The organism is Alteromonas infernus (assembly GCF_902705815.1).
Map to the genome: position 1 here is coordinate 67,083 of NZ_CACSIG010000086.1, position 11,804 is coordinate 78,886.

Below are 11,804 nucleotides of genomic sequence, written 5' to 3' on the forward strand. Positions count from 1 at the left end.
GCAAACCTGTACAGTGACTTATCGCTAAAACGTGTATTAGTCAAAAAGGGTCACTTCAACATTTAAAAAAAATGCGCTAGGGAGTTATTCGTGCCTCAAGGGTTAGCTTTGTACTGTTTTATTGCCGCTGGCGGGGCGACCGGCGCATGTTTACGTTATTTTGTTACTACAAGTGTTGATTCCTTATTTGGAAAACACATGCCGTTTGGTACACTAACGGTGAATGTGGTGGGGTCGTTTGCACTTGCGTTACTTTACGGTGTTATTGAACGCTATGACTTGAGCGACTCTCCATACCGTGCACTTATCGGCGTTGGGCTTTTAGGGGCCTTTACCACATTCTCAACATTTTCCGTTGAAACCTTAACTTTATTAGAAAACGAGCTGTGGCTTAAAGCGGCAGCGAATGTATTTCTTAACGTTGGCGCCTGCTTGCTAGCTGGGTGGCTGGCCATTGAATTAATGAAAGGATAATTAGAAACACATGTTAGATCCAAAGTGTTTGCGAAGCGATATAGAACAAACAGCTAAGCGATTAGCTGCCCGTGGTTTTAACCTCGACGTAGCAGCTTTCAGTTCGCTTGAAGAAAAAAGAAAAACACTTCAGTCCAGAACACAGGATCTGCAAAACGAGCGTAATGTACGAAGTAAATCCATTGGTAAGGCAAAAGCGCAGGGTGAAGATATTGCGCCGCTTTTAGCTGAAGTGGGTAAACTTGGCGACGAGCTTGATGCCGCTAAAGCAGAGCTTAGCGAACTGTTAGAAGAAATTAATACCCTTACGCAAGGCATTCCTAATTTGCCGCATGAGTCGGTACCAGAAGGGAAAGACGAAGACGACAACGTTGAAATTTCCCGTTGGGGTGAGCCGCGTACGTTTGATTTTGAAGTAAAAGATCACGTAGACGTTGCTGAAGGCTTAAACAACGGCCTAGATTTCGCGACCGCGAGTAAGCTAACAGGCAGCCGCTTTGTGGTAATGCGTGGCGACATTGCTCGTTTAAACCGTGCGCTTGCTCAGTTCATGCTAGATACCCATACTCAAGAGCATGGCTATCAGGAAATGTACGTGCCTTATCTTGTCAATGCCGACAGCCTATACGGTACAGGTCAGTTGCCTAAGTTTGGTGAGGATCTATTCCACACTAAGCCAGCAACGGAAGAGGGGCAGGGGCTAAGTCTAATTCCAACGGCGGAAGTACCGCTAACAAACATCGCCCGTGATGAAATTTTAGATGCTAAAACGCTGCCTGTGAAAATGACGGCACACACACCGTGCTTCCGCTCAGAAGCGGGTTCATACGGTCGTGACACCCGTGGTCTAATTCGTCAGCATCAATTCGACAAGGTAGAACTAGTACAGCTAGTTAAGCCAGAAGATAGCTTCGACGCGCTAGAAGCGCTTACTGGCCATGCGGAAGTTATTCTGCAAAAGCTAGAGCTACCTTACCGCAAAGTGTTGCTATGTACGGGTGACATGGGCTTTGGTGCATGTAAAACCTATGATCTTGAAGTATGGCTACCTGCACAGAATACTTACCGCGAAATCTCTTCATGCTCAAACATGCTGGATTTCCAAGCGCGACGTATGCAGGCAAGGTTCCGCAACCCTGAAACCAATAAACCTGAACTGCTACACACACTGAACGGTTCTGGTTTGGCAGTAGGGCGTACACTTGTTGCTATTTTAGAGAATAACCAACAGGCAGACGGAAGCATTACCATTCCGAAGGCCCTAGTGCCTTACATGGCTGGCCAAGAAGTGATTAAGGCTACCGAGTAAACCGGTTTTCATCGACAGACCATCTCTGCAAACGTTATTTTGAGATCCGGTATTTTCACATACCGGAATTTCTTAACTGCGCGCGCGATTGGGAAGTGACTCATGTGCGGATTTATACAACGTATTACTGATTTACCTGACGTTATTGCGCTACTTGAAGAAGTCGGGCTTACACAAACCATTCCGCTTTTTGCCAACGAATCTTCTACAAGCAATGTCATTAACTTTTATCCTGCATTTGGAAAAGCGCCTGAACGACAAATCACTAATTTAATTGTGTCTGGTGATAGCACCATAGATGCTACATGGTGGTTTGATGCTAAGCCCGTTGGCGACACGTTAGAGATTGGCAATAGGACAACATTTAATGCCCGTAACTTAGATAGCCCTTATTGGGGAAAGTTTATTCGAGAGCGACGAGCAGTAGTAGTGGCAACAGCGGTAGGGGAGTCAAACCCACTTGGAAAAGGAAAAGCGCATTATTTAATGAAGCCCACTAGCGGAGCATTGCTTATTGGCGCGGTGTACCGGCGATTTAGCAATGGGCTGTTTTCCTGTGCGGTAGTGACACGCCCACCCATAGATGGCTTTAGCCAATATCACGAGAAATCCATCCCTTGCTTTCTTCCTCATGATAGTCACGCTATTAATGCGTGGCTAACCGCTGACACACAAGGCTCATTAAATAATGAGGTAGAGTATATTTTGAATAACCCTCGTATTTATACCGACCTTAAAGTCACGCGCGTAAAGACGTTTAAAAGTGCTGAGGCAATCGGTGAAGCTAATATGTTAAAGGCTGACGAAAACCTCTAACTTAACTGACAAGCGAATAAAATTAAGGCGGCATTAACGACCGCCGCCTGTAATCATAGTTGTACCAAAGAACGTTTTATTTAAGGTAGGAAAGCAAGGTTTCCTCATCCGCACCTAAAACATTCTTTTTCACTTCTTTGTCGACGACTTCTGAACATTGAGATGACATTCCGTTTCTTAGTTTCCCTAGAAATCCTGGCCCACTAATAATATCTATAGAGCCTAGCGCACCTCGTTTACGCTCGCCATCTAGCCAGTCAGCAATGTCACTGGCAAATCGCTCATCTTCAAGTTCAGCGGCATCTTTTCGATTCATGCTATCGACACCTGGCACTTGCGAAGCGGGAGCCGATTGCCTACCGGGTTTATCCGTATAAATATCTTGATCGCTTGCTCCGCTAAACTCATTGTGCCATTTCTTTACTTCAACAAGTGCGCTTCCGTGGTTGGTATAGGTGTAAGCTGTGGCGTTGTCGTGGTTGGCCACAATTACGTAGTGTTTCTGAACTGTCATACAGCCTCCTATGTCCATTTATGTAAAACATTCACGTTTATGGTGTTCGGCAAAAGGCAAGTATGAAAAATGTGCCTAAAACCCAAGATAAAACGCTAATGTAAGAAGGTAGTTGCAATTTCAACACCAAGGCTAAAACAATTGACAATAGGGTGGCACTTCTAATAGCTACCTTGAATCAGGTTTCAACCCGAGCAGCAATTTAACGAGTACCTTTAGTAGAAGGCTAGTAGGTGGGTTTAACCCATGTTGATATGCAACAATCGATACTGTGATGAGAGGAGAAAGTAATTTTATGGAATGTGTGAAAGAAAAAACGCCAGCAGAGGGGCGCTAGCGCTTTAAATATAATGCGTAATCGCCTTTACAAGCATTTCGCAGGTTTAGGTAACCCAGCCAGTTTGGTGGCTTGCTTAGCCGGGCCTTTTTTAAAAAGTCGCTGCAGGTAGCGGCTATTGCCTTTTTCTGGTCCAAATTTATTCGCCATGGCTTTCACCAAAGCCCGAATCGCTGGGCTGGTTTCGTATTCTTCATAAAATGCGCGCACGAAACGCACCACTTCCCAGTGGGCTTCGGTTAGTTCAATGTTCTCTTCTTGCGCCAGTAAGTCAACCATACCTTCTTCCCAAAGGGTATAGTCGAGTAAATACCCGGCTTTGTCTGTAGGGATCTCGTTCCCTTTATAATTAAAGCTATAGGTTTCTTGTGTCATAAAAGGGGTATCCAGTGCTTATTTTTTGCTGATATGGCAGCGAGTTCCTTGTAGGAAATTGGATTAATAAATTCAGGCAGATTTGCGCCCCTAGTAGCCGCATCTGTACTCACAAACGACAGGTTAGGTGTTGATTTGATTTTTACCGCGCCTTTAACCGTATCTGTTACCGTGTCTTTTACCGTATTGGCGAGTTGTTCAAAAAACGCAGTGTTTAACGCTGGGGCGTAAACACCATCACCAACGAATACAACACAAGCATAAGGGGCTTGCTTTAAGGTTGCTATTAGCAGCTGTTCATCAGCGCTGCTCAAATTTGGCGTTGTAATAGTAATCAGCATTAGAATGTCACCACATGGTCAACGCTTTGTATAAGCGCAACTTTTTCTTCTGAGGTTATCCACTCACAATCTAGCTCGTCAATTAAACTTGTATTAGCAAGAACCTGGTCTATGTCGTAGGTATCTGCACTCGCTTTACACACAAAGCATTCTTCGATATCGAAAAATGGCATACTGGCTAAACGTTTGGTGTGATTTTTCAGCCCTTTTGTAGACGTGGCCTTAACCAGCTGCAGTACACCTTGATTTTCAAAGAGCACTTTTACCTCGTGCCCATAGTTTGTTGCAGCTAACGCAAAATCTAACCCGTCTTGGCTTTTCGCATTGGAAAATGGGCTTTGTGTAAACCTAATAAGTAACTTTGCCATCAGAATTGCACCAGCCTATTGCACTCGTGAAGGGCAGTAAAAAATTCGCCTAAGCCAGCTTGCTCAAAGGGGGCAGTTAAATTGGCGTGTGCCATGCCGTTTTCTTTTGCTTCCATTTCACTGACAATACCGCGCTTGACGGCGGCTGTGATGCACACCATCAACTTTACGTTATGATCGGCAGCAAGGGCCTTCCAGCCGTCATAAGCAAACAGTTCATCCCCGGTTTTCAACATCAAACTGTTACAATGGTGTACACCTTCGCTGTAAAAGAAGACGTTGTTAACTACGTCGCCGTTATCTATCACGCCTTGTATGAAGGCGAGGGCGCTCAGAGCCGTGTCGCCTTCAAACGGTGATGAAGTAATAAGTATTGAATATTCTGCCATATAAATAAAAACACCCCAGTTAAGGGGTGTTTGTTCTCAAACCTTAAACGCCTAATTAATCGTCGCCGCCAAACGCACCTAGAAGGTGAAGAATAGAGGTGAATAAGTTGTATATGTTTAAGTATAGCGAAACTGTAGCGCGAATGTAGTTTGTTTCACCACCGTGAATGATACGGCTTGTATCAAACAAGATGAAACCTGACATTATAAACACAATCGCTGCACTAATTGCTAAGCTTACCGCTGGAACCGCGAAGAAGATGTTCGCAATTGCCGCAACAAGCACTACAACTAAACCTACAACCAAGAAGCCGCCCATAAACGAGAAGTCTTTCTTAGTGGTTAGGGCGTAGCCAGATAGGGCGAAGAACACAAGGGCTGTTGCACCTAGTGCTTCCATAATTAAGCCTGGGCCACCAAATGCAAGGTAATATTGCAAGGTGTAACCAAGTGACGCCCCCATCAAACCGGTGAATGCAAACACCCAGTAGATGCCAGACGCTGAATCAGCCTTTTTCTGAACTACAAATAGGGTAATAAAAGCGCCGATAGTCATAACAAGAGACATCATAGGAGAAATGCCTACTGCCATTGCTATACCAGCACAAACCGCACTAAACGCTAGTGTCATCGCAAGCAGCATATAGGTGTTGCGTAGAACCTTGTTCGTCTGCAATACCGATGGTTGAGATGCACTTGAATACATCGAACGTTGATCCATTGTTTCCTCCAACAGGACTTATGATATGACCAAAATGGTACACAATTATTTAGTGTATGTTGTATGGGTTTTAGTTCCCATTTTCAAGTAGTTTCAGATGAAAATGGTGTCAGGTGAATACAAAAACATCTTTTATACGGGCGAAACACGCTATTTGATTGAAATCTCAGCACTTAAACAATTTTTTTCATTTTTCGCTTTACAGTCATTAAAATATCATTAAGATACGCAGCACTTCAGGAGAGTTGGCAGAGCCCGGTTTAATGCACCTGACTTGAAATCAGACGTGGGGTCAAACCCACCGGGGGTTCGAATCCCTCACTCTCCGCCAAATACGAAAAGCCCGCACATTGTTGCGGGTTTTTTTATGCCTCTTTGTAAATTTAGACTTTCGTATAAGACCACAGTCGCATTGTTACATTCCATTCACATGTTTAGGCTTGCGTTTTCTTCGCGCAATCTAAAGGTGTTATGTGTCACAAGAAAGTTCCTCTTATCAAAAACTTCACAAATCAAGCAGTGAATTCTCGTCTCGAGAAGACTATTTAAATCACGAATTACAGATCATTTCCCCAAAACGTTGGCGTTTAAATTTGCCGGGTAAAGACTATCGCGTTGAGTGGGAAGATTTTGTTCCCGGCATGGCAGCCACTATAGGTAAAATTGTTATGGTGGCCGCTGTAGTAGGCGCGTTTGCTGCGCCTCTGGGGTTATCACCAGAATTTGTTATTGAAAATGTGCGCTTTGAGCTTCTTATCGCTGCGGTTTTATTTGTGGTGCTTATTTCTGGCTTTCTCAACCCTTCGGCTAATCTGGCTGGCACACACGGGCCGCTTTTACCCCTAGTACCGCTCATCGTCGCTTCAGGCGGTCACCCTATGGCGCTGGGGCTCCTCATCGGTCTGTTCGGATTTATTCTTGGTATTACAAAAGGCGGTAGTATTCTGGCCAAGCTCACGAGTAACGGTGTATGTGGTGGGTTATTACTGTATTTAGGCTTCATCGGCATAACGGGGCAGGTGAAAAAACTCTTCGCCTGGGCTGAAAGCTTCGATATGGCGTATTTGGCTTTTGTGGTAATTATCGCAACAATTTTAATGTATGCATGGTTAGAGCACATTCAAAAGCGTTGGCTGGCAATTCCTTTAGGTGCAGTGATGGCAGCGGTGATTGCGTTTTCTTTTGGTGCACCCTTCGAGTTTAGTACATCGCCTGGCATGCCAAATTTAAACCCTGCATATTGGTGGGGCGAAAATACGGGATGGCAACTGGGGCTGCCGGATTGGTCTCACTTTATCGCCGTCCTTCCATTTGCGGTGTTGGCAGTATCTATGTGGTCGCCAGACTTTTTAGGGCATCAAGTTTTCCAAAAGCTTAGCTACCCTAAGAAAAGTGAACGAGCACATATGAACATCGATGACACCATGATCGCGGCGTCTAGCCGTCAGGCCGTCGGTAGCTTACTTGGCGGGGGGAATATTTCATCGTCGTGGGGGACCTATATTATTCCAGCATCCATCGCACGTAGACCCATTCCTGGTGGCGCATTAGTTACCGGGCTGTTGTGTGTTGTTGCGGCACTTTGGGGCTACCCTATGGACTTGGCTGTTTGGCCACCGGTATTGTGCGTTGCATTAATTGTGGGTGTGTTTTTGCCATTAATGGAGGCAGGCATGCAGATGACCCGCGAGGGTAAAACAACCCAGTCAGCCGCTTTAGTGGTTATCTCTTCGGTATTGGTAAACCCAGTATTTGGGTGGTCATTCACTATGTTGTTAGATAACTTAGGTTTGGTCGGTTGTAAAGATAGGGCCGGTGATCTTGGAAAAGCGGGGCGCTGGATTATTCCAGGTATCACTTTCTTGGTGTTGTGCACCGTTATGGCGCTTATTGGTATGTTCCCGGGGGTACCTGCCATTATGGAGACGTTTAGGCTTTAAGACGTTCTATTAAAAATCTGTGGAGCGTGGCGTTGATATACGCCGCGCTTACCTATCCCAAAAAGGAGTGTCTTCAAAGTAGTTGCAAAGAAAGTCGATAAAAACCCGCAGCTTATTTGATATTAATTTTCGGTGTGGGTATACCGCATACAGAGCGATAGACTGAGGAATATACTCGTCAAGTATAGAAACTAGCTCTCCTTTTTTTAAACGCTTCGCCAACTATAAAGGTAGGTTGAAGCACATAGCCTTCACCTTGCTTAGCCACATTTGTCAGCACCTCTCCATTATTTGCGGTGAGCTTTGGAGGCGACTTTTGGGCGTTAGCTTTTAACGCAGCAATAAGTTCTGACTGATTATTGTCATAATTTACATACGAGTATTCTAAATAGTGCTCGGGCTTTAAGTCGCTTGGGTGTAAGGGACGACCATACTTTTTAAGGTATGCGGGTGACACGCATAGCGCTAAATTAATAGTGGTGATCTTTTTAGCCACTAAGCTAGAGCTGGCAAGATGACCGGCGCGTATTGCAACGTCAAACCCTTCGTCAATCACATCAATCTTGCGGTCGTTAAGCTGCAAGTTAATCGATACATGTGGGTGAGCGTGTTGAAAAGCCCCTATTGCCCCTGCTAAATGTAAAGTAGAAAAGGATACGGGCGCACTGACATGTAAAGTACCTTTGGCCTGCGCATTAAAAAGGCCTAGCTGGCTTTCCATATCATTAATGCTTTCAAGAATATGGTTTGCGTGTTGCAAACACTGACGCCCCGCCTCTGTAAGATGAATTTTTCGGGTTGTTCTATTAAACAGCCTAGTATCTAAGTGCTTTTCAAGCTGTGCAACATATTTGCTTACAAGCTGGTTCGATGTATCTAAGCGTACCGCGGCTTTAGTAAAGCTGCCTTCATTTGCGACTACCACAAACGTTTTTAACAGGGTCAATCTATCCATTTTTCTTCTCTATTTCCAATGCAGTATTGGTAATAATTCAATATTTCCATTCTTTATTCAACGACTGTTGGTAACTATTCTATGCGGTAACGGTAAGCGCAGTTGAAGTTGGCGTGTTTAGCACTAATCACGTCTGTTTTGAAACTGAGGTGCTCCAACATCATTAACGTAAACACAAGAGAGGAAACGACAATGAACAATACGCTGTTAAAAACCATTTTTACATCAACCAATAGTGTGGCAAGCCTTGTATTGCGGGTGCCTGTGGGCATTATTTTAGCGGCGCACGGTGCACAGAAACTATTTGCATGGTTTGGGGGTTACGGCCTGGAAGGAACAGGGCAGTGGATGGAGAGTATTGGGTTAGCACCGGGCTTTTTAATGGCGCTTTTAGCGGGTAGCGCAGAGTTCTTCGGGGGATTAGCGCTTCTAATTGGTTTTCTCACACGACCTGCTGCATTAGTCAGTGCTTTTACTATGGTAGTGGCTATTTTCAGCGTGCACGCTTCAAACGGTTTGTTTATGAGCAACAATGGCTATGAGTTTGCGCTTTCACTACTTGCCGTAACCGTTACACTAGTCGTTCAAGGGGGCGGAAAATTCTCTGTCGACTCATTAATTAGTAAAACGTATTTTTCTAAAGCATAAGGACCACAATAATGACTGGGCCTACCCGAATTTCAACGGCGTATATCTCTCATGGTGGAGGCCCACTTCCACTTCTAGAGATACAATCGCAAGAGGGGGAAATGCAAACTCGCTATCACACGGAAATGATTGAGACCCTTATAACGTTACCTCAGGAGATAGCAAAACCCGATGTGATCATTGTTATAAGTGCACATTGGGAAGAAGCTGTGGTTAAAGTAACTGCCGGCCCCAAACCAGATTTAATTTACGATTATTATGGCTTTCCGGAGCAGGCTTATTCACTTAAATATCCGGCAAAAGGTAATGCTGAATTTGCAAATAATATAGTTAACGGTTTGAACACAAGGGGAATAACCGCGAAAGCCGAGCGGACACGCGGATTTGACCACGGCATGTTCATTCCACTTAGTATAATGTACCCCGCGGCCGATATTCCTTGCGTACAAGTTTCTTTAGTTACTGGCTCAAACAAAAGGCGCGATGCGCAATTTCACATTTCTTTAGGCAAAGCGCTAAAAGAGATTATTGATAACATCGGCGCTTTCGAACATGTTCTGATATTGGGTTCTGGTTCGTCGTTTCACAATATGCACGGCTTTTTCGATAGCTCTGAAGAGGCATTGCATAAGGCTACGCGTTTCAACAATTGGTTACAGACCACGATGCGCTCCAGCGCATATAGTGAAGTTGAACGTAAATCTAGGCTTGTTGAATGGTTTACCGGGCCTGAGGCACAGTATGCTCACCCCAAAGAAGAGCATTTATTGCCACTACATGTTTGTTATGGCGCAAATAACAAAGCGGTAGATAACGCATTTTCACTTACATTGTTAACCAAGCCAGCGAGTATGTTTTTGTGGAAAGGGTAAGGCATATGGCATTACTCTGGCGAAAAATTGACGACAGTGAATTAAATTTTAAACACATTGCTTATCAATTGTTCGGTTGAACGGTAATACGAAAATAAGTGCTTTACACCTTCGGCTAAATCATTAAGATACGCAGCACTTCAGGAGAGTTGGCAGAGCCCGGTTTAATGCACCTGACTTGAAATCAGACGTGGGGTCAAACCCACCGGGGGTTCGAATCCCTCACTCTCCGCCAAATACGAAAACCCGCACATGTTGCGGGTTTTTTTGTTTGCCCAGCGAAGCTGGCAAACCCGTCAGGTTGAAAGAAACCTGAATCACCCTGACTGAGGGGAAGATAATCCGAATGGCAAGGGCGCTGTTGGCCAACGATAGGGTCTGAAGGAAGCCATAGGAAGTTAGAGGTACACAACGAAAGTGAACCTGATTCGGCAAGGCAGGTGGGTAAGCGTGCAAAATAGCGCGAAGCCCGATATACTCAGTCAGACCTGTTTTGTGTTTGAGGGTGGAATTTCTAACAGGGAGCCAGTGCAGTAACTGGGGAAGCCTGGCATTGGATCCAATCAAATGGTTGGACGTATCGTTCAAGGAGTGATCCAAGAATGTTGCGAGTGTGAGGTGGCAGATGAACCCGTAGTAGTGAGTAAGGCTAGGCCGATGAAAGCCAGTAATGGTGTGGAGGGTAAAACCAAGCCGACTATCAGCATTGTGTTTGATAGGATCCATTTTAGCCAAAAGCTTAAATGGATTGCGAAGGGGGGAAGCAGACTTTAAGACTCTGATGAGTTGTGAGTTTTTTTTATCATTGATACACAAGCCGCCTGATCAGCGGGACAAGTCGAATCGGTGCGCTAGGAATAGTGATGTCTGGTGAGACAGGCCGTATATGGGAAGTAATTGTAGTCAAATTTGGTAGATTGCCTCAGTGCTAGAAGCCAAACCCTGCAATGAAAGTTACCACAATGTTAGAAAATGAACGATGTCCATAGGGCGCACGATACTAGATTGCAAATTAGCATTGTGTCACTTAGCAAGTGATATGAAGTATGCAGGAGCCGTATACGAGGCCCGTACGTACGGTTCTGTGAGAGGGATGAGGCGCAAGCCTCACCCTACTCGATATGGGTCAAATAAAACTTCTGTAGAGTGAGGGTGAGAGCACCCGTTGTTCGACCAATCGTCGGGAACGATTGGTGCCGCCGCAGGCGCCCGAAGGGTCGGGTACAGGACGTACCCGAGCACATCCCTCACTCTCCGCCAAATACGAAAACCCGCACATGTTGCGGTTTTTTTTATGTGCTCAATAAATCTTTTGTAGATTTAAGGCATTAGTGTCGTTAAAAAATTATTACGCTTGTGAAAAGGCGAATATTTCACCAGTTGATTGATTTAATTGAAATTAGTGCTTTACACCCTTATGAAAATCATTAAGATAAGCATCACTTCAGGAGAGTTGGCAGAGCCCGGTTTAATGCACCTGACTTGAAATCAGACGTGGGGTCAAACCCACCGGGGGTTCGAATCCCTCACTCTCCGCCAAATACGAAAAACCCGCACATGCTGCGGGTTTTTTTATGGGTAAAATAAAACTTCTGTAGAGTGAGGGTGAGAGCCCCCGTTGTTCGACCAATCGTCGGGAACGATTGGTGCCGCCGCAGGCGCCCGAAGGGTCGGGTACAGGACGTACCCGAGCACATCCCTCACTCTCCGCCAAATACGAAAANCCCGCACATGTTGCGGGTTTT

General features: G+C 45.1%; 14 protein-coding genes and 3 tRNA genes. 10 read left to right on the top strand and 7 right to left on the bottom strand.

Annotated features, from left to right (window positions below; genetic code table 11):
* The first annotated feature begins 90 nt into the window (after positions 1–90).
* From crcB to ACX5J7_RS19690, 3 genes are all read left to right on the top strand, one after another.
* On the top strand, positions 91–474 hold the full coding sequence (crcB, locus tag ACX5J7_RS19680) for a fluoride efflux transporter CrcB (RefSeq protein WP_012518601.1): 384 nt from the start codon (positions 91–93) through the stop codon (positions 472–474).
* Positions 475–484: 10 nt separating this feature from the next.
* On the top strand, positions 485–1,783 hold the full coding sequence (serS, locus tag ACX5J7_RS19685) for a serine--tRNA ligase (RefSeq protein WP_498707936.1): 1,299 nt from the start codon (positions 485–487) through the stop codon (positions 1,781–1,783).
* Between the two features lie 102 nt (positions 1,784–1,885).
* Entirely contained in the window at positions 1,886–2,599 is a 714-nt protein-coding gene (locus ACX5J7_RS19690) for an SOS response-associated peptidase family protein (protein ID WP_498707938.1), read from the top strand.
* 76 nt (positions 2,600–2,675) lie between these two features.
* Here ACX5J7_RS19690 and ACX5J7_RS19695 read toward each other — a convergent pair whose 3' ends face one another.
* The 6 genes from ACX5J7_RS19695 to ACX5J7_RS19720 form a co-directional block, all read right to left on the bottom strand.
* A complete protein-coding gene (locus ACX5J7_RS19695; protein WP_020746042.1) occupies positions 2,676–3,113 on the bottom strand; it encodes a host attachment protein in 438 nt (145 codons plus the stop codon).
* Positions 3,114–3,477: 364 nt separating this feature from the next.
* Positions 3,478–3,825, bottom strand: coding sequence for a TusE/DsrC/DsvC family sulfur relay protein (locus tag ACX5J7_RS19700; protein ID WP_015067312.1), 348 nt, complete (start codon positions 3,823–3,825; stop codon positions 3,478–3,480).
* Positions 3,822–4,166 carry a hypothetical protein gene (locus ACX5J7_RS19705; protein WP_015067311.1) on the bottom strand — a complete coding sequence of 115 codons (345 nt, stop codon included), beginning with the start codon at positions 4,164–4,166 and terminating at the stop codon, positions 3,822–3,824. The genes ACX5J7_RS19700 and ACX5J7_RS19705 overlap by 4 nt, the downstream gene beginning before the upstream one ends.
* Positions 4,166–4,534, bottom strand: coding sequence for a DsrE family protein (locus ACX5J7_RS19710; protein ID WP_012518594.1), 369 nt, complete (start codon positions 4,532–4,534; stop codon positions 4,166–4,168). Before ACX5J7_RS19710 ends, ACX5J7_RS19705 begins: the two co-directional genes overlap by 1 nt.
* Positions 4,534–4,923, bottom strand: coding sequence for a sulfurtransferase complex subunit TusD (tusD, locus tag ACX5J7_RS19715; RefSeq protein ID WP_498707939.1), 390 nt, complete (start codon positions 4,921–4,923; stop codon positions 4,534–4,536). Before tusD ends, ACX5J7_RS19710 begins: the two co-directional genes overlap by 1 nt.
* Positions 4,924–4,978: 55 nt before the next feature.
* A complete protein-coding gene (locus ACX5J7_RS19720) occupies positions 4,979–5,644 on the bottom strand; it encodes a Bax inhibitor-1/YccA family protein (protein ID WP_015067308.1) in 666 nt (221 codons plus the stop codon).
* A 239-nt stretch (positions 5,645–5,883) separates the two neighbouring features.
* Between ACX5J7_RS19720 and ACX5J7_RS19725 the strand changes: the two genes are divergently transcribed.
* Positions 5,884–5,975 (top strand) — tRNA-Ser (locus ACX5J7_RS19725).
* A gap of 142 nt (positions 5,976–6,117) precedes the next feature.
* Positions 6,118–7,584, top strand: a complete 1,467-nt coding sequence (locus ACX5J7_RS19730) for a DUF3360 family protein (RefSeq protein ID WP_012518591.1) — start codon at positions 6,118–6,120, stop codon at positions 7,582–7,584.
* A gap of 178 nt (positions 7,585–7,762) precedes the next feature.
* On the opposite strand, the gene ACX5J7_RS19735 is transcribed toward ACX5J7_RS19730, so the two are convergent.
* Positions 7,763–8,539: a LysR family transcriptional regulator gene (locus tag ACX5J7_RS19735; protein ID WP_498707941.1), complete on the bottom strand. Its 777-nt coding sequence runs from the start codon at positions 8,537–8,539 to the stop codon at positions 7,763–7,765.
* A 192-nt stretch (positions 8,540–8,731) separates the two neighbouring features.
* On the opposite strand from ACX5J7_RS19735, the gene ACX5J7_RS19740 reads away from it, so the two are divergent.
* The 5 genes from ACX5J7_RS19740 to ACX5J7_RS19760 all read left to right on the top strand — a co-directional run bounded on the left by ACX5J7_RS19740 (position 8,732) and on the right by ACX5J7_RS19760 (position 11,598).
* Positions 8,732–9,187 carry a DoxX family protein gene (locus ACX5J7_RS19740; protein ID WP_278383641.1) on the top strand — a complete coding sequence of 152 codons (456 nt, stop codon included), beginning with the start codon at positions 8,732–8,734 and terminating at the stop codon, positions 9,185–9,187.
* Positions 9,188–9,198: 11 nt separating this feature from the next.
* Complete coding sequence (locus tag ACX5J7_RS19745; protein ID WP_012518588.1) at positions 9,199–10,059, top strand: DODA-type extradiol aromatic ring-opening family dioxygenase; 861 nt, start codon at positions 9,199–9,201, stop codon at positions 10,057–10,059.
* A gap of 143 nt (positions 10,060–10,202) precedes the next feature.
* Positions 10,203–10,294 (top strand) — tRNA-Ser (locus ACX5J7_RS19750).
* Positions 10,295–10,626: 332 nt separating this feature from the next.
* Positions 10,627–10,833 carry a hypothetical protein gene (locus ACX5J7_RS19755; RefSeq protein WP_012517740.1) on the top strand — a complete coding sequence of 69 codons (207 nt, stop codon included), beginning with the start codon at positions 10,627–10,629 and terminating at the stop codon, positions 10,831–10,833.
* Between the two features lie 673 nt (positions 10,834–11,506).
* Positions 11,507–11,598 (top strand) — tRNA-Ser (locus tag ACX5J7_RS19760).
* The last annotated feature ends 206 nt before the right edge of the window (positions 11,599–11,804 follow it).

Excerpts from the sequence above, each read along its gene's own strand:
- ACX5J7_RS19695 (WP_020746042.1), bottom strand. The coding sequence starts at position 3,113 with ATGACAGTTCAGAAACACTACGTAATTGTGGCCAACCACGACAACGCC.
- ACX5J7_RS19710 (WP_012518594.1), bottom strand. The coding sequence starts at position 4,534 with ATGGCAAAGTTACTTATTAGGTTTACACAAAGCCCATTTTCCAATGCG.
- ACX5J7_RS19755 (WP_012517740.1), top strand. The coding sequence starts at position 10,627 with ATGGTTGGACGTATCGTTCAAGGAGTGATCCAAGAATGTTGCGAGTGT.
- ACX5J7_RS19720 (WP_015067308.1), bottom strand. The coding sequence starts at position 5,644 with ATGGATCAACGTTCGATGTATTCAAGTGCATCTCAACCATCGGTATTG.
- ACX5J7_RS19705 (WP_015067311.1), bottom strand. The coding sequence starts at position 4,166 with ATGCTGATTACTATTACAACGCCAAATTTGAGCAGCGCTGATGAACAG.
- ACX5J7_RS19700 (WP_015067312.1), bottom strand. The coding sequence starts at position 3,825 with ATGACACAAGAAACCTATAGCTTTAATTATAAAGGGAACGAGATCCCT.
- ACX5J7_RS19745 (WP_012518588.1), top strand. The coding sequence starts at position 9,199 with ATGACTGGGCCTACCCGAATTTCAACGGCGTATATCTCTCATGGTGGA.
- ACX5J7_RS19690 (WP_498707938.1), top strand. The coding sequence starts at position 1,886 with ATGTGCGGATTTATACAACGTATTACTGATTTACCTGACGTTATTGCG.
- serS (WP_498707936.1), top strand. The coding sequence starts at position 485 with ATGTTAGATCCAAAGTGTTTGCGAAGCGATATAGAACAAACAGCTAAG.
- ACX5J7_RS19735 (WP_498707941.1), bottom strand. The coding sequence starts at position 8,539 with ATGGATAGATTGACCCTGTTAAAAACGTTTGTGGTAGTCGCAAATGAA.
- ACX5J7_RS19740 (WP_278383641.1), top strand. The coding sequence starts at position 8,732 with ATGAACAATACGCTGTTAAAAACCATTTTTACATCAACCAATAGTGTG.
- tusD (WP_498707939.1), bottom strand. The coding sequence starts at position 4,923 with ATGGCAGAATATTCAATACTTATTACTTCATCACCGTTTGAAGGCGAC.